The organism is Klebsiella sp. D-Nf1 (assembly GCF_002810515.1).
Classification (GTDB): Bacteria; Pseudomonadota; Gammaproteobacteria; order Enterobacterales; family Enterobacteriaceae; genus Klebsiella; species Klebsiella variicola.
Genome location: NZ_PIOK01000003.1, coordinates 150704 through 176386, shown reverse-complemented (window position 1 = coordinate 176386; position 25683 = coordinate 150704). Strand labels below are relative to the sequence as shown.

Genomic DNA, 25683 nt, shown 5'->3' with positions numbered 1-25683 from the left:
GAGTATGTTTAAGCAATACCTGCAAGTAACGAAACCAGGCATTATTTTTGGCAACCTGATCTCCGTGATCGGCGGTTTCCTGTTGGCCTCCAAAGGCCACATCGACTATCCGCTGTTCGTCTGGACGCTCCTTGGAGTATCCCTGGTGGTCGCCTCGGGTTGTGTATTCAACAACTATATCGACCGGGACATCGATCGTAAGATGGAACGGACGAAAAACCGGGTGCTGGTCAAAGGGCTGATCTCGCCAGAAGCTTCGCTGGTGTACGCCACCTTGCTGGGTATTGCTGGCTTCATGCTGCTGTGGTTCGGCGCAAATCCGCTGGCCTGCTGGCTGGGGGTGATGGGGTTCGTGGTTTATGTCGGCGTCTACAGCCTGTACATGAAGCGCCACTCTGTCTACGGCACGCTGATTGGCTCGCTCTCCGGCGCCGCGCCGCCGGTGATTGGCTACTGCGCAGTCACCGGTGATTTCGACAGCGGTGCGGCGATCCTGCTGGCTATCTTTAGCCTGTGGCAGATGCCTCACTCCTATGCCATCGCGATTTTCCGCTTTAAGGATTATCAGGCGGCAAACATTCCGGTACTGCCGGTAGTGAAAGGCATTTCGGTCGCCAAAAACCATATTACGCTGTACATCGTCGCCTTTGCCGTGGCGACCCTGATGCTCTCGCTGGGCGGCTACGCCGGGTATAAATACCTGGTCGTGGCGGCAGCGGTCAGCGTCTGGTGGCTGGGCATGGCGCTGCGTGGCTATAAAGTGGCAGATGACAAAGTCTGGGCGCGTAAGCTGTTCGTCTTTTCCATCGTTGCCATCACCGCGCTGTCCGTGATGATGTCCGTTGACTTTATGGTGCCGGATTCACATAGTCTGCTGGCTTACGTGAGATAATCACCCACTCCAGTGCGATATAAGGCCCCGTTTTTACGGGGCTTTTTTTTTTCTGCTTCCTCACCGCTTTCTTTCTCACTTCATACTCCCCTCCCCTCTTCCGTGCCCTTCTCACTACCTTTTCGGCCAAAAAATGAGAAAAAATTGAGCCAGTACGCAGCGGACGTCACTCGCACCACACGGTATGGGGATGCTACCTTTCGCCTCGGGCTCATGCCCATTTGGGAAATAATCACAACAAGGAATTGCAATGAAAGAGTTAACACTGAACGAAATGGAGTACATCTCCGGTGGCTTTAACCTGTTCGGCGCGGCCAGCGGCTTTGCCAGTTTTGTTGCCAACTCGGGCGTCGGCTTCACCTCTTTTGTTCTCACCTCCGGCAGCGCGTTTGCCTCCTTCGTCGGCGACAGCGCGATGGCGTTTGGTTCCTTCCTGACCGGACAGTCAAACTGGGAAACCTTTGTGACCACCGGTAAGGAAAACTGGGGAAACTTTGTCCTCACCGCTGGCAAAAACTGGAACATCTTCGTGGATAACGCCGCCAGCGACTGGAATAGTTTCCTGAACAACGCGTCAGCGTAAGTAGCATCACTGAGGGCAGCGCATCGGCTGCCCTGTTTAGCTCACCAGCATCGCCTGCGCACTGTAGAGCAGATCGAGGTGGTCGCGACATAGCGCTTCCAGCGAGGTGCGCGATTGATGGCTGGTCAGACTCAGCGCTCCCCACCAGGTCCCTTCCCTGTCGGTTAACGGCACCGCCAGCACCAGCATGCCAATCTCAAACTCCTGTTCAATGGTGGCATATCCCTGGCGCCGCACCTGCGCGATTTTCTCCATCAGCGACGCGACGTCGGTCACCGTATAGGGCGTGCGTTGTTCCCGGGTAATGCGCTGCAAGACCGCCTCGCACTCGGCTTCCGGCAGCGAAGCCAGCCACAATCGCCCCCCGGCGGTACAGAAAATGGGTACCCGCTCCCCGAGTCGCACCGACGTGGAGTTGAACGGCGTATGGCGGCTGCGGGCGATATAGACCAGTTCATCTTCATCCACCACGCCCACCGAGGCATGCTCCTCCGTCCGGCTGGCGATGTATTCGACAATCGGCCGCACCATGCGGGGAAACTGCGCCGAATCAACGTAAGCCTGACCAAGCCGCAGCGTTTTCGGAGTAAGCCAGTAATAGCGTCCGTCGGTTTGCAGATAGCGCTCATGCAGCAGCGTCAGTAGAAAACGCCGTGCGGCGCTTTGCGTCAGGCCGCTCATTTTCGCTGCCTGGGCGACGGTGAGCTTTGGGCAAGTTTTGGAAAAAAGCTGGATAAGCGCCAGCCCTTTTTGTAAACCGACGATCAGATCGCGTGGATGAATGGTGTTTTGCATATTCGCTCACATTTTTGCAACATCATTATCGATTTCCTGCGATTATCGCAGCGATCGTGCGATTAACAACCGACATGTCCGAATTCTGCGTTGTCGCTCTCAGCTTCTACTGAAATACTTTCACAACATTCATTTAACAAATGAGGTTTGAAATGGTCAGTGGAACTACCCAGGTTGTCGCCGTGATTGGTCATCCGATCGCCCAGGTGAAATCACCGGATAACTTCAACCGCTACTTTGCTGAACAGCACATGGACAGTGTCATGATCCCGGTGGATATCGCCCCGGAAGCGGTGGCCGCCTACCTCAACGCCTTGCGCGGCTGGCAGAACATGGCCGGCGTGCTGGTGACAGTGCCGCATAAGCAGCGCGCCGCCGCGCTGGTCGACGAGCTCACACCGCGCGCGCGCCGACTCAACGCCATCAATGTGATCCGCAAGCTGGCGGATGGCCGGTTACAGGGCGATATGCTGGACGGCGTCGGCTTTCAGCTCGCCGCCGAAGCGCAGGGTTTTCAGCCAGCAGGAAAACAGGCGCTACTCTCCGGGTGCGGCGGCGTCGGCAGCGCCATCGCCTGGGGACTGTGCGAGGCGGGGATCCGTCAGTTGGCCCTGCACGATCAAAACCCGGCCACCCGGCAACGCCTGCACGATCTCCTTGCCGAGGCCTTTCCGGCGGTGCAACTGAGCGCGCTGCCGGACACCCTTCATGGCGTCGATCTGCTGGTTAATGGCTCGCCGGCGGGCATGGCCGGATTTGATGAGCTGCCCCTGCCGCAGGCGCTGCTGGATACGCTCGACAGCGCTACCCACGTGGCTGACGTTGTCACCGCCCCGGTGATGACGCCGTTGCTCACTTTCGCCGCCGCTCGCGGCTGTCGGGTGCAGACCGGGCCGGAAATGGCGCTGGCGCAGATGACGCTGATGGGCCAGTTTATCGGCGCCATCCCGCAGGCGCAGGGAGCGGCAGCATGAAGAGCTGGGATGTGATCGTCATCGGCAGCGGTGCCGCTGGCTTTGCCGCCGCGGTCACCGCCAGCTGCAAAGGGCTGTCGGTGCTGATGCTGGAGAAAGCCGGCCAGTTCGGCGGCACCTCGGCCATTTCCGGCGGCGCCGTGTGGCTGCACGATACCGATCAGGCTCGCGCCCTGGGCAAAAGCGGCAGCACCGAGGCGATCAAAACCTATCTGCGGACCATTATCGGCGAGGCCCACTATCGGGACGATATCGCCGAGGCGTTTGTCAGCGCCGGGCGGGAGGCGCTCTCCTTTCTGGAGCGCGAGGGGGCGGTGAAATACAGCCTGCGCCCGCTCTCACCTGATTACTATCCGGATGAACCCGGCGCGGTCGACGTCGGTCGGGCGCTGGAGGTGGTGGAGTATGACGGCCGTGAACTGGGTGACGCGTTTCGCGACCTGCGTTCGCCGCCGCCGGGGATGCTGCTCTTTGGCGGGATGATGGTCAACCGCGTCGATATTCAACATTTTCTCGACATGCGTCGCTCGCTGCGCTCCCTGGCCCATTGCACCCGGCTGCTGCTGCGCTACGCTCGCGACCGGGTGAAGTACCCTCGCGGCACCCGCCTGGCGATGGGCAATGCGCTGATAGCCCGCATGGCGACAACGGCGCTGCGTAAAGGCATGAACCTGCGGCTGAATGTCAATGTTCTGGCGCTGTGCGAAGCGCAAGGCGCGGTCACCGGGGTGGAGATTGAGTATCAGGGGCAAAAAGAGACGCTGCACGCCCGCCGCGGGGTGGTGCTGGCCGCTGGCGGCTTTGCCGCGGGCGCGCTGGCGGCGCGCTATCGGCCGCACACCCGCGAGCACTTCACCATGTCACCGCCGGCCAACGATGGCGCCGCGCTACGTCTCGCGGCGGCGCTTAACGCTCGCGAGGGAGCCGATCGGCAATCCAATTTTTTCTGGGCGCCTGTATCAGTGCTGACCCGTGCCGATGGCAGCGAGGAGCGCTTTCCCCATCTGGTGACCGACCGGGCCAAACCGGGCGTGATTGCCGTCAATCAGCGGGCGGTACGCTTCGTCAACGAGTCTAACTCCTATCACCATTTCGCCAGCGCGATGCAGCGCGCTGCGGAAAATGCCCCCTGCTTTTTACTCTGCGACGCCCAGGCGATGAAGCGTTACGGCCTCGGGCTGGCGCGCCCGGCGCCGGTCAACAATGACGCCCTGGTCGCCGCCGGCTATCTGTACAAAGCCGACACCCTGGAGACGCTGGCGCAACAGCTTGGTCTGGATGCCCAAACGCTGAGCGAGACGGTTGCCCGCTACAACCGCGACGCCGCGCAGGGCGTGGATCGGGAATTTGCTAAAGGCGGTAACAGCTATAACCGGGCGATGGGCGATCCAGGTCATCAGCCTGACGCCTGTAACGCCCCCCTGCTCAGCGCGCCGTTCTATGCCATCAAACTCTATACCGGCGATCTGGGGACGTCGCGGGGCCTGGTCACCACCGCCGATGCACAGGTCGTCAACGCGGAAGGAAACCCTATCGCGGGGCTGTACGCGGTGGGAAATGACATGGATTCGCTGATGGCCGGCACCTACCCGGGTCCCGGCATCACCCTCGGCCCGGGGCTGACGTTTGGCTACCTCGCCGGCTGCCATCTGGCACAACACTCCCCCCACTAATCAGGAAAACATCATGATCTACGAAAAACGCACGTACACCATCAATCCGCTGAAAATGGCCGACTGGCTGGCGCTATACCAAAGCGATGCCCTGGCGGTGCAGACCGACCATCTCGGCAAACTGATCGGCTTCTTTTTTACCGAGATCGGCGTGGTCAATCAGGTGGTGCACATCTGGGCTTATGAAAGCCTGGACGATCGCCTGGTGCGCCGCGCGCGAATGGCGCAGGACGAACGCTGGCAGACCTTTTCGCGGAAAAATCGCGAACTGGCCGCCGTTGAACGCCTGGAGTCGGTGCTGATGCGCCCCACCGCTTTTTCACCATTGCAGTAAGGAGTCCATCATGAGCGGGCCTGTGAAGGTGGATGTGCTGGTGGTCGGCTCCGGCGCGGCGGGACTCTCTGCCGCGGTCACCGCGGCCATGCACGGCGCCAGCGTCATGGTGGCGGAGAAAGCGTCGGTGCTCGGCGGGACCAGCGCCTGGTCCGGCGGCTGGCTGTGGATCCCCCGCAACCCGCTGGCGCGGGCGGAGGGCATCGACGAAGCGGCCGACGCGCCGCTGACCTATCTGCAGCATGAGATGGGGGGCGAAGCCGCCGACGTTCGCCTGCAGACCTTCCTGCGCCACGGGCCGGAGATGGTGGATTTTTTCCATCACAGGACGGCGGTGCAGTTTCTCTCGGGCAGTACCATGCCGGACTTTCACGCGTCGCCGGGTGCGGCGAGCGGTGGGCGGTCGGTCACCGCTCAGCCCTACGATGGCCGTCAGCTCGGCGACTGGCTCCACCGACTGCGTCCGCCGCTGGAGACCATCAGCCTTGCCGGGATGGGCATCGCCGGCGGCGCGGATATGGCGCATTTTTTCAATGCCACCCGCTCGCCGCGCTCCGCGCTGTATGCCGTCCGCCGCCTGCTGCGCCACGGCTGGCAGCGGCTGCGCGCCGGACGAGGGCAGCATCTGGTCAATGGCAATGCGCTGGTCGCCCGTCTGCTGCGTTCCGCCCTCGACGCCGGGGTGCGTTTTCAGCTTAATGCCCCGGTGGTCCGGCTACTGCAGGGGCCGCAGGGCGTGTCCGGCGCGGTGCTGCGCAGCGACGGTGGGGAGATTCACGTCGAAGCAGGTGCCGTGGTGCTGGCCTGCGGCGGTTTTCCCCACGATCGGCAGCGGCTGGCGCAGGTGGTGCCCCACGCAGCGGAGGGTTACGGCCATTTTTCCGCCGCACCGCCGGACAATCAGGGCGAGGGGATCAGGCTTGGCGAATCCGTCGGCGGCCAGTTCGACACCCGCCTGCGTCACCCGCTGGCCTGGGCTCCAGTGTCCCGCGTCACCCTGGCCAGCGGTCAGCAGCTGATGTTTCCCCATCTGGTGGAACGCGCCAAGCCCGGGGTAATCGCCATCCTGCCCAACGGCAAACGCTTTGTTAACGAGGCCGACTCTTATCATGACTTTATCGCCGCCCTGCTGGCGGCCACACCCGCGGGCGACACGCCGCAGGCCTGGCTGCTGGCCGATCGTCGCGCGCTGCGTCGCTACGGCCTGGGCCATGCCAGACCGTTCCCCTTCCCCCCCACCGCCTGGCTGCGTACCGGTTATCTGCAGCGGGGAAACACGCTGGGTGAGCTGGCGAAGCAGTGCGCCATCGACGCCAATGCGCTGGCGGAAACCGTTGAACGCTTTAACCACTTCGCCAGCACTGGCGAAGACGTCGATTTTCACCGCGGGGCATCAGCCTATAACCGCGCCCAGGGTGACCATCAGGTGACGCTCGGACCGCTGCGCGAAGGGCCGTTCTACGCGGTGCGCATTCTGCCCGGCTCGCTGGGCACCTTCAGCGGATTGCAAACCGACGAACACGCCCGGGTGCTGGATGAACAGCAGCAGCCGATACCGGGCCTGTTCGCCATCGGCAACGACATGTCGAGCGTGATGCGCGGCTATTACCCCAGCGGAGGGATCACCCTCGGGCCGGCCATGACCTTCGGCTATCTGGTAGGCAAAAATCTGGCGGCAAACGTAATAAAAACAAAACAATAAAAAACAACCAGGGACGGCAATACCCATAACTATCCTCACCTGCAACTGTACCGGAGCCCTTTATGAACATGCGTACCCTATCGCTCGCCGCGCTGACCCTGCTCGATGTCCCTCCTCCCGAACAGGTGCGGATAGCGGCCAGAACCGGTTTTACCCACGTTGGTCTGCGGCTGCTTCCCGCCACACCGGCCGATCCGAACTACGACATGCTGGGCGATACCCCGGCCGTGCGCGCGACGCTGGCCGCGCTGATGGAAACCGGCATCCGCGTGTCGGACGTAGAGATCGTCCGCCTGACCCCCGGATTTACGCTCGACGATCGGCTGCAGCGGTTTATGGAGACTGCGGCGCGTCTTGGCGCCGGACAGGTGCTGGTCGCCGGCAATGACGACAACCTTCAGCGTAGCGCCGACAACCTGGCCATCCTCGCCGCGGCCAGTCGCCCCTATGGGCTGACCATGAACCTTGAGCCGATGCCCTGGACCCAGTTGCGCACTATCGCCGATGCGCAGGCGCTGATCGCCGCCAGCGGGCGGGAAGATATCGGTATCCTGGTGGACGCCCTTCATTTCTGGCGCGCAGGAGAATCGCTCGCCGCCCTCTCCAGCCTGCCCGCGCATCATCTCAACTATATGCAACTCTGCGATGGCGCGGCGCAGAGGCCGGAGAGCGAGCAGGAACTCATCCGCCAGGCCCGCTCGGCGCGCAACGTGCCGGGGGAAGGCGGTCTGGATCTGCACGGTCTGATGTCGGCACTGCCGGCGACACTGCCGGTCTCCCTCGAAGTGCCGCTCGACGGTGAGCAGGGCGCCCTGCCGCCCCTCCAGCGGGCACAATTACTGTTCAATGCCGCGCAGCCCTACCTGCGCTCCTGCGCATAAGGAATACGCTATGACACAGACTCAACGCCTGGATGTCAGAGAGTTAATTAACCGTAACCCGCTGAGCCGCTTTCAAAAGCAGATCATTTTTCTCGGTTTTTGCGTTATCGCTCTTGATGGTTTTGATATCGCAATCATGGGGTTTATCGCCCCGACGCTAAAGCTGGAATGGGGAGTCAGCAACCACCAGTTGGGCCTGGTGATCAGCGCCGCGCTGATCGGCCTCGCGCTGGGGGCGATTTTCTCTGGCCCGCTCGCCGACTGGCTGGGGCGCAAGAAAATCATTATCAATAGCGTCTTTTTCTTCGGCTTCTGGACCATCGCCACCGCCTTCTCGCACAACATTGAGCAGATGATGTTCTTCCGCTTTATGACCGGACTCGGGCTGGGCGCCGCGATGCCAAACATCGGGACGCTGGTGTCGGAGTACGCCCCGGAACGCCAGCGTTCATTTATTATTACCGTCATCTTTTGCGGCTTCACCTTCGGTGCGGCGGCAGGAGGATTCTCGGCATCGTGGCTGATCCCGCAGTTTGGCTGGCACTCGCTGATGGCGCTCGGCGGCATTCTGCCGCTGCTGTTTGCCCCCCTGCTTATCTGGCGGTTGCCGGAGTCAGTTCGTTTTCTGGTGATCAAACAAGCGCCAGCGGCGCGCATCCGCGCCATTCTTAACCGTCTCTATCCCGGACAAATCAGCGACAACGTGACGTTTATCCTGCCGGCGCAGCCGGCGGCCGGCAACGCGATGCGTATTGTGCTCTCCCGCCAGTACGGCTTCGGCTCACTGATGCTATGGCTGGTCTACTTTATGGGGCTGTTCCTGGTCTATATCCTCGGTAGCTGGCTGCCAACGCTGGTTAAAGAGGTGGGAATGACCGTTAGCCAGGCGGCCATCATGACAGCGATCTACCAGGCGGGCGGCACCCTCGGCTCGCTATTTGCCGGCTGGCTGATGGACAGGATCAACCCCCATCGCGCGCTGGGGATGATCTACGCCGTTGGCGGCCTGTTCACCATGGCGATGGGCTACGCCGCGGGCAGCTTTGCCCTGCTCTGTATGCTGGCGTTTATCAGCGGCGCCTGCCTGAACGGCGCCAATACCGGCATGAACGCGCTCTCCGCCCGCTACTATCCTACGCAGGCGCGAGCGACGGGATCCAGCTGGATGCATGGCGTCGGGCGCATCGGCGCCATTCTCAGCGCCTTTGCCGGCGCCGAGATGATGGCGCTCAACCTGCCCTTTGAAAGCGTCTTTTTGATCCTCGGTATTCCGGCAGCCCTCACCGTCGCAGGCCTGGCGGCGAAAGGCATCTTTGCGGCCGGTAGCCCCGCCGCCGCTTCACCTGCCCCTGCGTCTGCGCGCGGAGCGTAATGCTGTATTCTCCCTCCGGTGCAATCTGCGGATTGCACCGGGCTCAGCGGCTAAAAGAAGAAAATTTATTTCATATTTATCCAAAACGAAAAGCCACCCACAACAACCTGGTCTGCCACGGGGGCGATAATCCCTCACTCACCTTTTCAACGCAGCCCAAAAGAAACTTTCGTTAATTCGATCCCCCTCGCATATATGGAAAATAAATTCCATATGGCAATTGAAACAGAACAAATATTTCCTTAAGTTTAAGTCAGTCTATCCGGATGCGCGTTGCCGCAGGCGTCGGCATTGAGCGCCTCAGAGTGTGAATGATTTCAAAAAGGAGAGCACCATGTTAAACGGCCTGAAACCCTTATCCCGCTCCCTGCGTTGGGGCATGGTCGGCGGCGGGGGCACCAGTCAGATCGGCTACAGCCACCGCTGTGCAGCGCTGCGTGACAATGTTTATACCCTGCTGGCCGGCGCGCTTGACGTCGATGCCGAACGCGGGCGCGCGTTCGGTGAGCAACTGGGCATCGCGCCGGAGCGCTGCTACGCCGACTACCAGACCCTGTTTCGTGAAGAGGCGCAGCGCCCTGACGGGATCGAGGTTGTCTCGGTCACCACCCCGAACAATACCCATTTCGCTATCACCAAAGCGGCACTGGAAGCGGGCCTCCACGTCATCTGTGAAAAACCCCTCTGCTTTAGCGCCGAAGAAGCACGCGAGCTGGTGGACCTGAGCAAAAAACAGAACAAAATCGTCGGCGTCACCTACGGCTATGCCGGCTATCAGATGATCCAGCAGGCGCGGCAGATGATTGCCGATGGGCTGCTCGGCGAGATCCGCATCGTTAATATGCAGTTCGCTCACGGCTTTCATAACCAGGCCGTCGAGCTGCAGGCAGAATCCACCCGCTGGCGCGTGACGCCGAAGTTTGCCGGGCCCAGCTATGTGCTGGGCGATCTGGCCACCCATCCGCTGTTTGTCGCCGAAACCATGGCGCCGCAGCTCAATATCAAACGGCTGATGTGCTCCCGCCAGAGCTTTGTCCCCTCCCGCGCGCCGCTGGAAGATAACGCCTTTGTCCTGATGGAATATGACAACGGCGCGGTTGGCTCGATGTGGACCAGCGCCGTCAACAGCGGCGCCATGCACTCGCAAAAAGTGCGTATCGTCGGCGAAAAAGCGAGTATCGAATGGTGGGATGAGCATCCTAACCAGCTCAGCTATGAGGTGCAGGGCGAGCCGGCGCGGATTCTGGAGCGCGGGATGCCCTACCTGTCGCCGAACGCGCTGGCGGATGACCGCATCGGCGGCGGCCATCCGGAAGGGCTGTTCGAAGCCTGGGCCAACCTCTATCGCCGCTATGCGCAGGCGATTGACGCCACGGACCGTGACGATCGCGCCTTCCTGCAAGACTTCTGGTATCCGGACGTCGAAGCCGGGCTGCACGGCGTCTATTGGGTCGAACAGTGCGTCAAATCGGCTGACGCTGGCAGCCAGTGGGTTGACTTTACTTTACCTTAATTTTCCCCCTCGCCAGTGGAGTCCCCCTCCACTGGTTTATTGATTTTTACCAACTTGTCTCATCGCGCAACAGCCCCGTAATATCTGTTAAACAAACATTTATTTACGCTTCTTACCCCCCGCCGCTACACTAGGCGCAGTTTTTATATTGAGGTGGTAATGAACGATAACAAAATGACGCCAGGGGAACTGCGCGCGACCTGGGGTTTGGGGACGGTATTCTCCCTACGCATGCTTGGCATGTTTATGGTCCTGCCGGTTCTGACCACGTATGGCATGGCGTTGCAGGGCGCCAGTGAAGCGCTGATTGGCCTGGCGATCGGTATCTACGGCCTGGCGCAGGCGGTTTTCCAAATCCCCTTCGGACTGTTATCTGACCGTATTGGCCGTAAGCCGCTGATCGTCGGCGGCCTGCTCATCTTTGTACTCGGCAGCGTCATCGCCGCGCTCACCGACTCTATCTGGGGCATCATTCTTGGCCGCGCCCTGCAGGGCTCCGGCGCCATCGCCGCCGCGGTCATGGCCTTGCTGTCCGATCTCACTCGTGAACAGAACCGCACCAAAGCCATGGCCTTTATCGGCGTCAGCTTCGGCGTCACTTTCGCCATCGCCATGGTGCTGGGGCCGATTGTCACCCACCAGTTGGGTCTGCACGCCCTGTTCTGGATGATCGCCATTCTGGCGACCGTCGGCATCCTGCTCACCCTGTGGGTGGTGCCCAACAGCCATAATCACGTGCTCAACCGCGAATCCGGGATGGTGAAGGGCTGTTTTAGCAAAGTACTGGTGGAACCACGCCTGCTGAAGCTCAACTTTGGCATCATGTGCCTGCACATCATGCTGATGTCGACCTTTGTCGCGCTGCCCGGCCAACTGGAGGCTGCTGGCTTCCCGGCCGCCGAGCACTGGAAGATTTACCTGGTCACCATGGTTATCTCGTTCATCTCGGTGGTGCCGTTTATCATCTATGCCGAAGTGAAGCGCAAAATGAAGCGCGTCTTCCTGCTCTGCGTCGCCATCCTGCTGATTGCGGAAATTGTTCTCTGGGGCGCCGGGGGCTACTTCTGGGAGCTGGTGGCGGGCGTACAGCTCTTCTTCCTGGCCTTTAACCTGCTGGAAGCGCTGCTGCCATCGTTAATTAGCAAGGAGTCGCCGGCAGGCTATAAAGGCACCGCAATGGGCATCTACTCCACCAGCCAGTTCCTCGGCGTGGCGATTGGCGGCGCCCTTGGCGGCTGGGTCGATGGTTTCTTTGATTCGCAAACGGTCTTTCTGCTGGGCGCCCTGCTGGCAATGCTGTGGCTGCTGGTGGCCAGTACCATGAGCGAGCCGCCGTACGTCAGCAGCCTGCGGGTGGAAGTGCCGGACGGCGTGGTGGTCGACAGCGCGCTACAGACGCGCCTGCTGAACGCCAGCGGGGTTCAGCAGGCGCTGGTGGTGCCTGAGGAGCGCTCGGTGTATATCAAAATCGACAGCAAGGTCACCAACCGCTTCGAGATAGAGCAGCTCATCAAAGGGGTATAAAAAAAGCGGGGAAATCCCCGCTTTTTGCTGTCTGTCCGCCGCGTTAGTCGCGGAAGTTTTTGAACTGGAACGGCTGCCCCAGATCGCCACCGCGCACCAGCGCCATCACCGACTGCAGATCGTCGCGGGACTTACCGGTCACGCGGATCTCTTCGCCCTGAATCTGCGCCTGCACTTTCAGCTTGCTGTCTTTGATCAGTTTGACGAGCTTCTTCTGCACTGCGCTTTCAATGCCCTGCTTCAGCTTCGCTTCAACAAACCAGGTTTTACCGCTGTGCACGATATCTTCCGGCACGTCGAGGGAGGTGCCTTCAATGCCGCGCTTGAGCAGCTTGGCGCGCAGGATATCCAGCAGCTGGTTCACCTGGAAGTCAGACTCACTCAGTACTTTTATGGTTTTGTTGGCGTCGTTTAATTCAAAAGTGGCTTCAACGCCACGAAAATCAAAACGCGACTCGACTTCGCGGCTCGCGTTGTCCACCGCGTTACGGGCTTCCTGAAGATCAACTTCAGAGACAATATCGAAAGATGGCATCTTTTCCTCTCCTTCCGTTTCTTTTGCGTTGCATAATACCTGCAACGCGGCATAACTCAACTTGTTATCCCGGAAGCTTAGCTGATTACGCAACGCTCGCGCTATTTCCCCGTGCTGCCCGACGACGCCGAATCCCCCTTTCCGTCCGACAATGCGAAAAGCGACGAGATATACTTTAGCCATCAGCGCCTGGGGTAGCGGCAGATGAGGAGGAACAATGAAAGTAACCGTACTGGGATGCGGTGCACTGGGACAACTATGGCTGACCGCGTTGTGCAAACAGGGACATGAAGTCCAGGGCTGGCTACGCGTACCGCAGCCATTCTGTAGCGTCAATGTCATTGAAACCGACGGCTCGGTGTTCAACGAGTCGCTGACGGCCAACGACCCCGATTTTCTCGCCAGCAGCGAGCTGCTGATCGTCACCTTAAAGGCCTGGCAGGTGTCGAATGCAGTGAAGCACCTGGCCGGGATCCTGCCGGTCACCACGCCAATTGTGCTGGTGCATAACGGCATGGGCACCGTCGAGGAGCTGCGCGGCGTGAAACAGCCTTTGCTGCTGGCCTCCACCACCCAGGCAGCGCGTCGCGACGGGAACGTGATCATCCACGTCGCCCAGGGCACCACCCATATCGGTCCGGCGAAAAGCTACGAGGAGGACTACAGCTATCTCGCGGAAGTCCTGCAAAGCGTACTGCCGGATGTCGCCTGGCACAACCATATCTACTCGGCCACCTGGCGCAAGCTGGCGGTGAACTGCGTCATTAATCCCCTGACCGCCCTCAAAGGGTGTAAAAACGGCGATCTGCGCCACTCTCCGCAGGAGGTTGCCGCCATTTGTCAGGAAGTGGCGGCGGTGATGGAGCGCGAAGGTATTCATACCTCGGCGGAAAACCTGCTATTTTATGTCTGGCAGGTCGTTGAAAGTACAGCAGAAAACATCTCATCCATGCTGCAGGACATTCGCGCCCAGCGGCACACGGAGATCGACTACATCACCGGTTTTCTGCTCAACCGCGCCCGCGCCCACGGCGTTGCCGTACCGGAAAACGCCCGCTTATTTGAACTGATCAAGCGTAAGGAGAATGAATATGAGCGCGTCGGCACTGATTTGCCTCGCCCCTGGTAGCGAAGAGACCGAAGCGGTCACCACCATCGACCTGCTGGTCCGCGGCGGAGTGAAAGTGACCACCGCCAGCGTCGCCAGCGACGGCGGCCTGACCATCGTCTGCTCGCGCGGCGTCAAACTGCTGGCGGATGCGCCGCTGGTCGAGGTGGCCGATGGTGATTTCGATATCATCATCCTCCCGGGCGGTATCAAGGGCGCAGAGTGCTTCCGCGACAGCCCGTTGCTGGTGGAAACCGTCCGACAGTTCCATCTCTCTGGCCGCATTGTGGCCGCCATCTGTGCCGCTCCGGCGACTGTGCTGGTGCCCCATCAGCTATTCCCGATCGGTAACATGACCGGTTTTCCGGCGCTGAAGGAGCATATCCCCGCCGACCAGTGGCAGGATAAACGGGTGGTCTGGGATCCACGGGTGAATCTGTTAACCAGCCAGGGGCCGGGGACATCGATTGATTTCGCTCTGAAAATGATTGACCTGTTGGTGGGTCGCGAGAAAGCGTATGAAGTCGCCTCACAGCTGGTGATGGCCGCCGGCATCTATAATTACTACGAAGCCTGATAGCTGGTCCGCGCCGCGGACTGGTTCCCCTTTTTCCTGAGGAGTCGTAGCATGTCCCGTAGCGCAACCGATTCTCGCGATCTTGTCATCAGCCGCCTGCTCAGCGCGCCAGCCTCTGCCCTGTGGCGCGCGTGGGCCGACCCGGCATTACTCAAAACCTGGTGGTGCCCGAAGCCCTGGTATACTGAGGTTCTGGCCTTTGATTTTCGCTCTGGCGGGGCTTTTCACACCGTGATGCACGGCCCTGACGGTGAACGCAGCGATAACCCTGGCTGTTTTCTTGAGGTCATCCCGCAACAAAAAATCGTCATGACCTCGATGCTGACGGCGGATTATCGTCCTGCCGTGTCCCCTTTTGCCATGACGACCATCATCACCTTTGCCGACGAAAAAGACGGATGTCGCTATACGGCCACGGTGCTGCATGCGGATGATGAAACTCGCGAGCAGCATGAGCAGATGGGATTTTTTGAGGGCTGGAATATCGTCATCGATCAGCTGAATGACCTGGCGATGACCCTGCGCTAATGCGCTGACCCGGAGATGACAAAAAGGCCTTCCATCGGGGAAGGCCTTTTTCAATATGGATGGCAACCCGTTACGGGCGATAAACTTTCACGTTGCTAAAGCCCTGCTCGCGCAGATAGAGCGCCTGCAGACGGCTCATCACCCCGCGCTCGCACCACAGCAGCCAGGTTTTGCTCTGATCGAGATCGCCAAATTTGGTGCTCAGCTTGTAGAACGGCAGCGAAACGACCTCAACGCCCTCGACCTTCAGCGGCTTGTCTTCCTGCTCGTCAATGGAGCGAATGTCGAGGATCGCGTCGTTGGCGCCAAAGCCGGTCACGGTTTCCACTTCAACCACAGAGGCTTCCGTCTGCTGGGCGATATCGCGAATGTCGATATTGCTCGCCTCTTCCACCACTTTATCGAGGATGCTGAAATCGAAGTGTTCTTCTTCCGCTTCAATCTTCGCCTTCACCGCCTTCACGGTCGGGCTCTTCGAGATCACGCCACAGTATTCCGGCATGGTGCGGGCGAAATCTTCCGTACCGATCTCACGCGCCAGGTCGATGATGTGCTCTTTATCGTGCGAAATCAGCGGACGCAGGATCAGGGTATCGGAGACATTGTCGATCAGGCGCAGGTTAGTGAGGGTCTGACTGGAGACCTGACCGAGCGCTTCGCCGGTGACCAGCGCCTGCACGCCGTAGCGTTCCGCGACTTTTGACGCGGCGCGGACCATCATGCGCTTGAGCACGACACCCATCTGACCGTCGTCCACTTTTTCAAGGATTTCGCCGACCACGGGCTCAAAGTTAATCGCCACAAAGCGAACGCGGTGCGAGCTGCCGAAGCGGTTCCACAGGTAATGTGCGACCTGGCGGACGCCAATCTCATGGGCGGCGCCGCCAAGGTTAAAGAAGCAGTAGTGCACGCGGCAGCCGCGGCGCATCAGCATATAGCTGGAAACGCCGGAGTCAAAGCCGCCGGAAATCAGCGACAGCACATCTTCCTGGGTGCCGATCGGGAAGCCGCCGATGCCTTCATAGCGGCCTTTCACCAGCAGCAGGCGATCGTTTTCAATCTCGAGATTGACGGTGACGTCCGGGTCGGTCAGCTTCACGCGCGCCGTTTCAATATGCTGATTCAGACCGCCGCCGACGTAGCGTTCCACCTCAATTGAGGTGAATTCATGTTTACCGCGACGCTTCACACGCACGCAGAAGGTTTTGCCTTCCAACGCCTCGCGCCACAGCGGCAGCGTCTTTTCAAAAATATCGTGCAGCGAGGTGAACGGTACGTCTTCGACTTCCAGAATATGGTGGATGCCGGGGATACGGGTCAACGCATCGCGAATAGCCGGGCGCTGATTTTCATCTTTCGCGCGAACTTCGATATGATCCCAATGACGGACGACGGCCAGCGTCTCGTCATAGTTTTTGAGAACGTTACGAATGTTCCCGGTTAAGATTTTAATGAAGCGCAACCGCACAGATTGGCTTTTGATGGTGATTTCCGGGAACAATTTAATGATAAACTTCATAGCGACAATAGTTCGTTGGCAAGCCCGACAGGGCTATAAGCAAAAGTTGTAAAGCAGCGCACACCGGTGCCTGCATCCTGGGCGCGGAGTATATCACCATTGCGCGTTATTTGCTTACACGCGTGACTTCGTTACCATACCCGGTATTGCCGTCGCGACATAACAAGAGTCTACATTCACTATGCCAAAGAAAAATGAGGCCCCGGCCAGCTTTGAAACTGCTCTGGGCGAACTGGAGCAGATCGTTAACCGTCTGGAAAGCGGCGATTTGCCGTTAGAGGAAGCGCTAAGCGAATTTGAACGCGGCGTACAGCTGGCGCGCCAGGGGCAAAGTCAGTTGCAGAAAGCCGAACAGCGCGTGCAGATCCTGCTGGCGGATAGTGAAGATTCCCCGACCACGCCTTTTACGCCGGACGCTGAATAAAATGGATTTCCCGCAACAATTGCAGGCCTGTGTGGAACAGGCTAATGGGGCATTGCGCCGTTTTATCGCGCCGCAGCCCTTTCAGAACACTCCGCTGGTGGAAGCGATGCATTATGGCGCACTCTTAGGGGGTAAACGCCTGCGCCCCTTCCTTGTCTATGCCACCGGCGCGATGTTCGGCGTCAGCCGCACCACGCTCGATGCCCCCGCCGCTGCGGTCGAATGTATTCATGCTTATTCCCTGATGCATGATGATTTGCCGGCGATGGATGATGACGATCTGCGTCGCGGACTGCCGACCTGTCATATTAAATTTGGCGAAGCCAACGCAATTCTCGCGGGAGATGCCCTGCAAACGCTGGCGTTCTCTATACTCAGTGATGCGCCGATGGTCGACGTCTCTGACCGGGACCGGCTGGCGATGGTCTCCGAACTGGCGCAGGCCAGCGGCGTGGCGGGTATGTGCGGCGGCCAAGCGCTGGATCTGCAGGCGGAAGGACAGCAGGTGGATCTGCAGGCGCTGGAGCGTATCCATCGCCACAAAACGGGGGCGTTGATCCGCGCCGCCGTCCGGATGGGGGCGCTGAGTGCCGGCGAACGCGGCCGCGCCGCCCTGCCCGCGCTGGATCGCTATGCGGAAAATATCGGCCTGGCCTTCCAGGTCCAGGATGACATTCTCGACGTGGTAGGGGATACTGCGACCCTTGGCAAACGTCAGGGTGCCGACCAGCAATTGGGTAAAAGCACCTATCCCGCCCTCCTGGGTCTTGAGCAAGCCCGGAAGAAAGCGCACGACCTGATCGCTGATGCCCGCCGGTCGTTAGATGAGCTGGCCGCACAATCTCTGGATACTTCGGCACTGGAAGCGCTCGCGAATTACATTATTCAGCGCGATAAATAAACAATAAATGAGTCTCTGATGAGTTTTGATATTGCCAAATACCCGACCCTGGCGCTGGTAGATTCCACCCAGGAGTTGCGCCTGTTGCCAAAAGAGAGCCTGCCGAAGCTGTGTGATGAGCTGCGGCGCTATCTGCTGGACAGCGTCAGCCGCTCCAGCGGTCACTTTGCCTCTGGCCTCGGCACGGTGGAACTGACCGTGGCGCTGCACTACGTGTATAACACGCCGTTCGATCGCCTGATCTGGGACGTCGGCCACCAGGCCTACCCGCATAAAATTCTGACCGGCCGCCGGGACAAAATCGGCACCATTCGCCAGAAAGGCGGCCTGCATCCCTTCCCGTGGCGCGGTGAAAGCGAGTATGACGTGCTGAGCGTCGGCCACTCCTCCACCTCCATTTCCGCCGGTATCGGGGTGGCTATCGCCGCCGCGAAAGAGGATAAGCAGCGGCGCGCAGTGTGCGTGATTGGCGACGGGGCGATCACCGCCGGCATGGCGTTTGAAGCGATGAACCACGCCGGGGATATCAAACCCGACCTGCTGGTCGTGCTGAATGACAATGAAATGTCGATTTCCGAGAACGTCGGCGCGCTGAACAATCATCTGGCGCAGTTGCTCTCCGGTAAGCTCTACTCCACCCTGCGCGAAGGGGGCAAAAAGGTCTTCTCCGGGGTGCCGCCGATTAAAGAGCTGCTTAAACGAACCGAAGAACATATCAAAGGGATGGTGGTACCGGGGACGCTGTTTGAAGAGCTGGGCTTTAACTACATCGGGCCGGTCGATGGCCACGATGTGCTCGGTCTGGTCAGCACGCTGAAGAACATGCGCGACCTGAAAGGCCCGCAGTTCCTGCATATTATGACCAAAAAGGGCCGCGGCTATGAGCCCGCCGAGAAAGACCCGATCACCTTCCATGCGGTGCCAAAATTCGACCATACCAGCGGCGTACTGCCCAAAAGCAGCGGCGGTCTCCCTTCCTACTCGAAAATCTTCGGCGACTGGCTGTGCGAGACGGCGGCCAAAGACAGCAAGCTGATGGCGATCACCCCGGCGATGCGCGAAGGTTCAGGCATGGTGGAATTTTCGAAGAAATTCCCCGATCAGTACTTTGACGTCGCCATCGCCGAGCAGCATGCGGTCACCTTCGCCGCGGGGCTGGCGATTGGCGACTACAAGCCGGTAGTGGCGATCTACTCCACCTTCCTGCAGCGAGCCTACGATCAGGTGATCCACGATGTGGCTATCCAGAAACTGCCGGTGCTGTTTGCTATCGACCGCGCCGGGATTGTCGGCGCAGACGGCCAGACGCATCAGGGGGCGTTCGATCTCTCCTTCCTGCGCTGTATTCCGGATATGGTGGTGATGACCCCGAGCGATGAAAATGAATGTCGCCAGATGCTGTACACCGGCTACCACTACAGTGACGGCCCCTGCGCCGTGCGCTATCCGCGCGGCAGTGGCACCGGCGCGACGCTGGAGCCGCTGGCATCGCTGCCGATCGGCAAAGGGGTGGTGAAACGCCAGGGCGAGAAGCTGGCGATCCTCAACTTCGGCACCCTGCTGCCGGAAGCCGCGGCGGTAGCGGATAAACTCAACGCTACCCTCGTGGATATGCGCTTTGTGAAGCCGCTGGATACGGCGCTGATCCTGCAGTTGGCCGGCGAACACGACGCGCTGGTGACGCTGGAGGAAAACGCCATCATGGGCGGCGCCGGCAGCGGCGTGAACGAAGTGCTGATGGCCCATCGCCGGGTGGTACCGGTGCTCAATATTGGCCTGCCGGATTATTTTATTCCTCAGGGCACTCAGGAAGAGATCCGCGCCGACCTTGGCCTCGATGCCGCCGGTATTGAAGCCAAAATCCGCGATTGGCTGGCATAATTGCCCCCCTGCTCCTGCTATGCTTAAGGGATACCCTTGATGAATAGCAGGAGCGCACTATGCACTATGTCCCCCTCGGTGATACTGCCTTACGTGTTTCCCGACTCTGCCTCGGCTGTATGACCTTCGGCGAGCCGGACCGCGGCAGACACGCCTGGACGCTTCCGGAAGAGAGCAGCCGCCCGCTTATCCAGCACGCCATTGAAGGCGGCATCAACTTCTTCGATACCGCAAACAGCTACTCCGACGGCAGCAGTGAAGAGATCGTCGGCCGCGCCCTGCGCGACTTTGCCCGCCGCGACGAGGTGGTTGTCGCCACCAAGGTGTATCACCAGGTCGGCGATCTGGCGGAAGGGCTTTCCCGGGCGCAGATCCTGCGCTCCATCGACGACAGCCTGCGCCGTCTCGGGATGGACTATGTCGACCTGCTGCAGATCCACCGCTGGGACTATACCACCCCGATTGAAGAGACCCTCGAAGCGCTGGACGAGGTGGTGAAAGCCGGCAAAGCGCGCTATATCGGCGCCTCGTCCATGCATGCCCGACAGTTTGCCCAGGCGCTGGCGCTCCAGCAGCAGAACGGCTGGGCGCGCTTCGTCACCATGCAGGATCACTACAATCTGATTTACCGGGAAGAAGAGAATGAGATGCTGCCGCTGTGTCAGCACAACGGCGTGGCGGTGATCCCGTGGAGCCCGCTGGCGCGCGGCAGACTGACCCGCCCCTGGGGAGAGACCACCGCCCGGCTGGTTTCGGATGAGTTCGGCAAAACGCTTTACAGCACCAGCGAAGAAAACGACGCGCAGATCGCCGGGAATCTCGCGGACGTGGCGGAAGAACTCGACGCCAGCCGCGCTCAGGTCGCCCTCGCCTGGCTGTTAAGCAAACCCGGCGTTGCCGCGCCGATTATCGGTCCATCGCGTCAGGAACAGCTCGACGACCTGCTGCAGGCGGTGGATTTGACGCTTTCTCCGGAACAGATCGACAAGCTGGAGGCGCCGTATCAGCCGCATCCAGTGGTGGGATTTAAGTAACAGGTGTGGTTTCCCCGGCAGCAGGATGCTACCGGGGAGAGACGATTAAAGCAGACCGATGGGCCAGTGATGGCCAATGACATACAGCACGCCGGCCGAGATCACGCCGGCGACGATATCGTCGACCATAATCCCCATTCCGCCGTGAATATTGCGGTCAAACCAGCGAATCGGCCACGGCTTCCACATATCGAAGATACGGAAAATCACGAAGCCGGCGGCCACCCACTGCCAGTCCAGCGTCGGCAGCGCCATCAGGGTGATCCACATCCCGACAAACTCATCCCAGACAATACTGCCGTGGTCATGAGTGCCCATATCTTTGGCCGTACGATGGCAAAGATAAACCCCAATACAGATGCTCATCATCACCACCAGCGAGTAGAGCTGCCAGGGGAGAAAGGTCATCAGATACCAGAATGGGATCGCCGCCAGCGACCCCATCGTCCCCGGGACCACCGGGCTTAAGCCGCTGCCAAAGCCAGTCGCCAGCAGATGCCACGGGTTACGCATGCTCAGGCGGCGTAGCGCCTCGTCTCGACTACGCAAAGTGATCGTATCCCTTTAAATCAAGCGCGACCGGCTTACCGTCGCGGATAAATTGCAGCCCTTCGCTCTCCGGCGCAATCTGTCCGATACAGGTAAAACGCGCGCCAAGATGGCCGAGAGCCACGTCCAGCGCCCCTCGGTTCAGCTCCGGTACGGTAAAGCACAGTTCGTAATCTTCCCCGCCGGCGAGCGCCCAGCGCAGCGCCTGCTCGGGCTCCACCTGGCGCAGCATCGCGTCGGAATACGGCATGGCATCGAGATCGATGCGCGCGCCGCAGCCGCTGGCTTTAAGAACATGGGCCAGATCGGAAATCAGGCCGTCGGAAAGATCGATAGCCGATGTCGCCAGGTCACGCAGCGCCTGGCCCTGCAGCACGCGCGGCATCGGCCGCAGATGACGGGCCAGCAGGTAGTCGGCGTCAGACGGTTCATCCACCGTCAGCCGGTTCTGCAACACGGCCAGGCCGGCGGCGCTGTCTCCCGGAGTGCCGGTGACATAGATCCAGTCCCCTGGCTTCGCGCCAGCGCGTTTCATGGCGCGTCCCGGCGGCACAAAACCGTGGATACCCAGCGTCATGGAGAGCGGGCCACGGGTGGTGTCACCGCCAATCAGCTGCATATCGTAATAGTCCAGCTGGACAAACAGGCTGTCGCTGAAGGCTTCCAGCCAGGTTTCATCCACCTCCGGCAAGGTCAGCGCCAGCGTGAGCCACGCCGGTTCCGCGCCCATCGCCGCGAGGTCGCTCAGGTTCACCGCCAGCGCTTTATAAGCGAGGTCGGCAGGGTCGATATCGGGTAAAAAGTGATTGCCCGCCACCAGGGTGTCGGTGCTGATTGCCAGCGTTTTTTTCTCGGGGATATTCAGGAGCGCGCAGTCATCGCCGATGCCGGTTTCAACATCAAGGCGGGCGCTTTTAACGCGATCAAAATAACGGGCAATCAGGGAAAATTCGCCGCATGCCATACGTTATGCCTCAGCAAAGAAAAAAATAAGGCCGGGTTCGCTGGATGAGATCCTGCAAAGCCCGGCCTGGCGTTTACTTTTTGCGGGGACGAATTACCGGAGCCGCTTTGTCCAGCACGCCGTTGACGAACTTATGGCTATCTTCAGCGCCGAAGGTTTTCGCCAGTTCGATAGCTTCATTGATGGCCACTTTATACGGTACGTCATCACGTTTGGACAGCTCAAACAGCGCGATACGCAGCACCGCTTTTTCCACCTGGCCCAGCTCTTCCAGCTGACGGGACAGGTAGGGCTTCATCAGGCCGTCGAGGTACGCGCTGTTAGTCGCCACTCCGGACAGCAGTTCACGGAAATACAGAACATCAACATCTTTTACGTCCTGTTCCGCCAGGAACTGGTATTCGACATCAGCGATGTCGTTGTGGGACAACTGCCAGGAGTAGAGCGCCTGGACGGCACACTCACGGGCGCGGCGACGAGCAGCAGGTTTCACGGAATTCCCCTTACAAAAATCAGGCCTTGATGGCTTTCAATACGTTAATCATTTCCAGCGCGGTCAGCGCAGCTTCTGCGCCTTTGTTACCGGCTTTGGTGCCAGCGCGCTCGATGGCTTGTTCAATACTTTCAGTGGTCAGAACACCAAAGGCTACCGGGATTTCGCTCTCCTGAGCGACATGCGCCAGGCCATTGCTGGCACCGCCAGCCACATATTCGAAGTGGGCAGTACCGCCGCGAATCACCGTACCCAGCGCGATCACCGCGTCATATTTACCGGTTTTCGCCAGTGCGCCAGCCGCCAGCGGCAGCTCATACGCGCCTGGAACCCAAACAACGGTGATGTTTTCATCTTTTACCTGACCAATGCGTTTCAGGGCGTCAATCGCACCTTCCAGCAGGCTGTCATTGATAAAGTTGTTGAAACGCGCAATGGTGATGGCGACGCGAGCGTCCGGGGTAGCAACGTTAGCTTCAATAATGTTCATACTCTTCCTTCGGGTTCATGTGCCCCGCAAGGGGGGCGGATTTTATCATATTATTCTGAGCGCTGCTTCCTAATAATCAGGAAAGCCTCACGCAGTGGTTAAATGCAGGCAGACATCCGGGCCAACCTGACGTATCTCATTGAATTTGAAATGGGGGGCCTGGCTCAGTTCTTCAAGCCCCGGCAGCGCACATAATCCACGCGCCGCATTGCCTAACAGTTTAGGCGCAATATAGACGATAAGCTCGTCGACAAGGCCAGCCTGCAGCAGCGCCCCGGCGAGCGTCGCTCCCGCCTCCACCCAGACGCTGTTCACCTGCTGTTTGCCGAGCAGCATCATCAGCAGCACCAGATCGAGATGGCCGTTATGTTCCGGCACCAGCAGCGTACGAACGCTTTCCGGCCACTGGCGCTCATCTGCGCGCAGGCGGGCAAACAGCGTTTCTCCTGCCTGCTGCACAATACGGTGCTCAGGCGTGACGCGGTTCTGACTGTCGATGACGACGCGCAGCGGCTGGCGCAAATTCTCTTCGGGATAAAGCGCCTGGGTATCGGCGCTCAGCTCCTGCCAGCGCACGGTCAGCGCCGGATCGTCCGCCAGCACGGTGGCGCTGCTGGTGAGGATCGCATGACTCTGGGCGCGCAGACGCTGCACGTCGCGTCGTGCCTGCGGGGAGGTGATCCACTGGCTTTCACCGCTGGCCATCGCCGTGCGGCCGTCCAGCGAGGCCCCCAGCTTCAGCTGCACCCAGGGAAAACCGGTGCGCATCCGCTTCAGGAAGCCCTTATTCAGCGCTTCCGCTTCGTTCATCATCAGCCCGTGGCTGACGTCAATACCGGCCTGCTGCAAACGATACAGACCGCGCCCCGCCACCTGCGGGTTTGGGTCTTGCATCGCCGCCACCACGCGGCTGACGCCGGCGGCAATCAGCGCATCGCAGCATGGCGGCGTACGGCCATGGTGGCTGCAGGGCTCAAGGGTGACGTAGGCGGTGGCGCCCTGCGCCTTTTCGCCGGCCATGCGGAGCGCGTGCACTTCGGCGTGCGGCTCGCCGGCGCGATAGTGAAAGCCCTCGCCGACGATCTCGCCGTCTTTCACAATGACGCAGCCGACGTTAGGGTTAGGATGGGTGGTAAAGCGACCGCGCGCGGCAAGCTTAAGCGCACGCGCCATGTACATTTCGTCCTGCATGGCTTAGTCCTGTAAACGGGCGATCTCTTCGCCGAACTCTTTGATGTCTTCGAAGCTGCGATAGACGGAAGCGAAGCGAATATAGGCGACCTTATCGAGCTTCTTCAGCTGCTCCATCACCAGATTGCCAATCATTTTGCTCGCCACTTCGCGCTCACCGGTGCCACGCAGATGGGTTTTGATATGGTTGACCGCCATTTCCACGTCATCGGCGCTAACCGGGCGTTTCTCCAGCGCTTTCAGCATCCCGCTGCGCAGCTTGTCTTCATTGAAGGGTTCGCGCACATCGTTACTCTTCACCACCCGGGGCATCACCAGCTCCGCCACTTCGAAGGTAGTAAAGCGTTCGTTACAGACCAGACACTGCCGACGGCGACGCACAGAAGAGCCTTCCCCCACCAGACGAGAGTCGATCACTTTGGTATCCACGGCGAAACAGAAAGGGCAATGCATAGCGCGTCCTGACAGGTAGTTAAACTGAAGGGTAGTTTACCGCGAAGTGACCTGACTACAAAGAAAGAGCTTTTGAGACAAAGGATCTATGGGAGAGGCAGGCGGTTTGGCTACCATTAAGCATCCTCTGCAAACGGAATCCTGACCATGACAAGACGTTACCTGAAACTCGCCATCGTTGGCAGCCTGTTCACCCTGAGCGCCTGCGCCCAGCAAAGCGAAGTCCGCCAGATGCACCAGAGCGTGAGTACGCTGAGCCAGGAGATGACCCAGCTTAATCAGCAAACGATTAAAATCACCCAGCAAAATGCGCTGAACGCGAAATCCACCCGCGGCGTCTATCTGCTGCCGGAGGCCAAAACCCCGGCGCGGCTGGAGAGCCAGATCGGCACCCTGCGCATGTCGGTGGGCAGCATTACGCCGGATGGCGACGGGTCACGCCTGACTTTACGCATTCAGGGTGAATCCAACGATCCGCTGCCGGCCTTTACCGCCACCGTCGCCTCCGGGCAGATCACCGGCACCACCCACAGCTATCAGGAAATCAATGTTCAGGATCAGCTGATTAGCGCCCCGGCCAGCATCCTCGCCCCCAGCGATGTGGATATCCCGCTGCGCCTGAACGTGACGCCGGACAAAGTTGGTTTTATTCGCGTCCACGATATCCAGCCCGCCGCCGCACAGTAAGCCTTCACGCCGGGCCAGCCCCTGCCCGGCGACGTCCTGCCCCGCCTTTCTTATCCACTTACAACTTTTCACAAGAGTTCATTAGAAATCGTTCTGCCCCGCGATT

The 25683-nt window shown here is 59.9% G+C and carries 27 protein-coding genes; 18 read left to right on the top strand and 9 right to left on the bottom strand.

All coding sequences use genetic code 11. The features are described from left to right. Positions 1-4: 4 nt before the first annotated feature. Positions 5-892, top strand: a complete 888-nt coding sequence (gene cyoE, locus CWM54_RS14555) for a heme o synthase (protein ID WP_002891629.1) — start codon at positions 5-7, stop codon at positions 890-892. 250 nt (positions 893-1142) lie between these two features. Further along, a complete protein-coding gene (locus tag CWM54_RS14550) occupies positions 1143-1475 on the top strand; it encodes a hypothetical protein (protein ID WP_061155559.1) in 333 nt (110 codons plus the stop codon). Positions 1476-1511: 36 nt separating this feature from the next. Here CWM54_RS14550 and CWM54_RS14545 read toward each other — a convergent pair whose 3' ends face one another. Next, complete coding sequence (locus CWM54_RS14545) at positions 1512-2270, bottom strand: IclR family transcriptional regulator C-terminal domain-containing protein (RefSeq protein WP_061155560.1); 759 nt, start codon at positions 2268-2270, stop codon at positions 1512-1514. Between the two features lie 152 nt (positions 2271-2422). Between CWM54_RS14545 and CWM54_RS14540 the strand changes: the two genes are divergently transcribed. From CWM54_RS14540 to CWM54_RS14505, 8 genes are all read left to right on the top strand, one after another. Next, positions 2423-3244, top strand: a complete 822-nt coding sequence (locus tag CWM54_RS14540) for a shikimate dehydrogenase family protein (RefSeq protein WP_100681333.1) — start codon at positions 2423-2425, stop codon at positions 3242-3244. After that, complete coding sequence (locus CWM54_RS14535) at positions 3241-4917, top strand: FAD-dependent oxidoreductase (RefSeq protein ID WP_100681334.1); 1677 nt, start codon at positions 3241-3243, stop codon at positions 4915-4917. Before CWM54_RS14540 ends, CWM54_RS14535 begins: the two co-directional genes overlap by 4 nt. A gap of 13 nt (positions 4918-4930) precedes the next feature. Next, entirely contained in the window at positions 4931-5251 is a 321-nt protein-coding gene (locus tag CWM54_RS14530; protein WP_004204812.1) for an NIPSNAP family protein, read from the top strand. A 10-nt stretch (positions 5252-5261) separates the two neighbouring features. Further along, a complete protein-coding gene (locus CWM54_RS14525; protein WP_100697570.1) occupies positions 5262-6953 on the top strand; it encodes an FAD-dependent oxidoreductase in 1692 nt (563 codons plus the stop codon). A gap of 62 nt (positions 6954-7015) precedes the next feature. Beyond that, the gene (locus tag CWM54_RS14520; protein WP_100681336.1) at positions 7016-7834 is read left to right on the top strand and encodes a sugar phosphate isomerase/epimerase family protein; all 819 of its coding nucleotides are present in this window, start codon (positions 7016-7018) and stop codon (positions 7832-7834) included. Between the two features lie 10 nt (positions 7835-7844). Continuing rightward, positions 7845-9206, top strand: coding sequence for an MFS transporter (locus tag CWM54_RS14515; RefSeq protein WP_100681337.1), 1362 nt, complete (start codon positions 7845-7847; stop codon positions 9204-9206). Positions 9207-9540: 334 nt separating this feature from the next. Beyond that, positions 9541-10719, top strand: coding sequence for a Gfo/Idh/MocA family protein (locus tag CWM54_RS14510; protein WP_008805388.1), 1179 nt, complete (start codon positions 9541-9543; stop codon positions 10717-10719). 159 nt (positions 10720-10878) lie between these two features. Beyond that, the gene (locus tag CWM54_RS14505) at positions 10879-12243 is read left to right on the top strand and encodes an MFS transporter (RefSeq protein WP_074386744.1); all 1365 of its coding nucleotides are present in this window, start codon (positions 10879-10881) and stop codon (positions 12241-12243) included. A gap of 43 nt (positions 12244-12286) precedes the next feature. Here the strand turns inward: CWM54_RS14505 and CWM54_RS14500 are convergent, their stop codons facing one another. Continuing rightward, on the bottom strand, positions 12287-12778 hold the full coding sequence (locus CWM54_RS14500; RefSeq protein WP_061155568.1) for a YajQ family cyclic di-GMP-binding protein: 492 nt from the start codon (positions 12776-12778) through the stop codon (positions 12287-12289). 217 nt (positions 12779-12995) lie between these two features. On the opposite strand from CWM54_RS14500, the gene panE reads away from it, so the two are divergent. The 3 genes from panE to CWM54_RS14485 are packed head-to-tail and all read left to right on the top strand — an operon-like array spanning position 12996 to position 14991. Beyond that, positions 12996-13907 carry a 2-dehydropantoate 2-reductase gene (gene panE, locus CWM54_RS14495; protein WP_061155569.1) on the top strand — a complete coding sequence of 304 codons (912 nt, stop codon included), beginning with the start codon at positions 12996-12998 and terminating at the stop codon, positions 13905-13907. Next, the gene (gene yajL / locus CWM54_RS14490) at positions 13870-14463 is read left to right on the top strand and encodes a protein deglycase YajL (protein WP_100681339.1); all 594 of its coding nucleotides are present in this window, start codon (positions 13870-13872) and stop codon (positions 14461-14463) included. Before panE ends, yajL begins: the two co-directional genes overlap by 38 nt. Before the next feature lie 51 nt (positions 14464-14514). Further along, positions 14515-14991, top strand: coding sequence for an SRPBCC family protein (locus CWM54_RS14485; protein WP_100681340.1), 477 nt, complete (start codon positions 14515-14517; stop codon positions 14989-14991). Between the two features lie 70 nt (positions 14992-15061). Here CWM54_RS14485 and thiI read toward each other — a convergent pair whose 3' ends face one another. Then, a complete protein-coding gene (thiI, locus tag CWM54_RS14480) occupies positions 15062-16510 on the bottom strand; it encodes a tRNA uracil 4-sulfurtransferase ThiI (RefSeq protein WP_061155572.1) in 1449 nt (482 codons plus the stop codon). A gap of 181 nt (positions 16511-16691) precedes the next feature. Between thiI and xseB the strand changes: the two genes are divergently transcribed. Genes xseB through CWM54_RS14460 form a run of 4 tightly spaced genes read left to right on the top strand, consistent with a single transcriptional unit; the run spans position 16692 to position 20750 of the window. Next, positions 16692-16934: an exodeoxyribonuclease VII small subunit gene (gene xseB / locus CWM54_RS14475; RefSeq protein ID WP_002891398.1), complete on the top strand. Its 243-nt coding sequence runs from the start codon at positions 16692-16694 to the stop codon at positions 16932-16934. Position 16935: 1 nt separating this feature from the next. Continuing rightward, positions 16936-17835: a (2E,6E)-farnesyl diphosphate synthase gene (ispA, locus tag CWM54_RS14470; protein WP_061155573.1), complete on the top strand. Its 900-nt coding sequence runs from the start codon at positions 16936-16938 to the stop codon at positions 17833-17835. A gap of 18 nt (positions 17836-17853) precedes the next feature. Further along, the gene (dxs, locus tag CWM54_RS14465; RefSeq protein WP_100697568.1) at positions 17854-19716 is read left to right on the top strand and encodes a 1-deoxy-D-xylulose-5-phosphate synthase; all 1863 of its coding nucleotides are present in this window, start codon (positions 17854-17856) and stop codon (positions 19714-19716) included. 59 nt (positions 19717-19775) lie between these two features. Then, entirely contained in the window at positions 19776-20750 is a 975-nt protein-coding gene (locus tag CWM54_RS14460) for an aldo/keto reductase (protein ID WP_061155575.1), read from the top strand. A 45-nt stretch (positions 20751-20795) separates the two neighbouring features. Here the strand turns inward: CWM54_RS14460 and pgpA are convergent, their stop codons facing one another. From pgpA to nrdR, 6 genes are all read right to left on the bottom strand, one after another. Then, a complete protein-coding gene (pgpA, locus tag CWM54_RS14455; RefSeq protein ID WP_008805378.1) occupies positions 20796-21299 on the bottom strand; it encodes a phosphatidylglycerophosphatase A in 504 nt (167 codons plus the stop codon). Then, a complete protein-coding gene (thiL, locus tag CWM54_RS14450; protein ID WP_100631427.1) occupies positions 21292-22263 on the bottom strand; it encodes a thiamine-phosphate kinase in 972 nt (323 codons plus the stop codon). Before thiL ends, pgpA begins: the two co-directional genes overlap by 8 nt. A gap of 73 nt (positions 22264-22336) precedes the next feature. Beyond that, on the bottom strand, positions 22337-22756 hold the full coding sequence (gene nusB / locus CWM54_RS14445) for a transcription antitermination factor NusB (protein WP_008805376.1): 420 nt from the start codon (positions 22754-22756) through the stop codon (positions 22337-22339). Between the two features lie 19 nt (positions 22757-22775). Then, on the bottom strand, positions 22776-23246 hold the full coding sequence (gene ribE / locus CWM54_RS14440; RefSeq protein WP_046476205.1) for a 6,7-dimethyl-8-ribityllumazine synthase: 471 nt from the start codon (positions 23244-23246) through the stop codon (positions 22776-22778). Positions 23247-23333: 87 nt separating this feature from the next. Beyond that, the gene (ribD, locus tag CWM54_RS14435; RefSeq protein WP_016160372.1) at positions 23334-24437 is read right to left on the bottom strand and encodes a bifunctional diaminohydroxyphosphoribosylaminopyrimidine deaminase/5-amino-6-(5-phosphoribosylamino)uracil reductase RibD; all 1104 of its coding nucleotides are present in this window, start codon (positions 24435-24437) and stop codon (positions 23334-23336) included. A 3-nt stretch (positions 24438-24440) separates the two neighbouring features. Further along, positions 24441-24890: a transcriptional regulator NrdR gene (nrdR, locus tag CWM54_RS14430; protein WP_002890417.1), complete on the bottom strand. Its 450-nt coding sequence runs from the start codon at positions 24888-24890 to the stop codon at positions 24441-24443. 147 nt (positions 24891-25037) lie between these two features. Here nrdR and CWM54_RS14425 point away from each other — a divergent pair, with 147 nt between their 5' ends. After that, positions 25038-25577, top strand: a complete 540-nt coding sequence (locus CWM54_RS14425) for a DUF3251 domain-containing protein (protein ID WP_100697566.1) — start codon at positions 25038-25040, stop codon at positions 25575-25577. Positions 25578-25683: the final 106 nt, after the last annotated feature.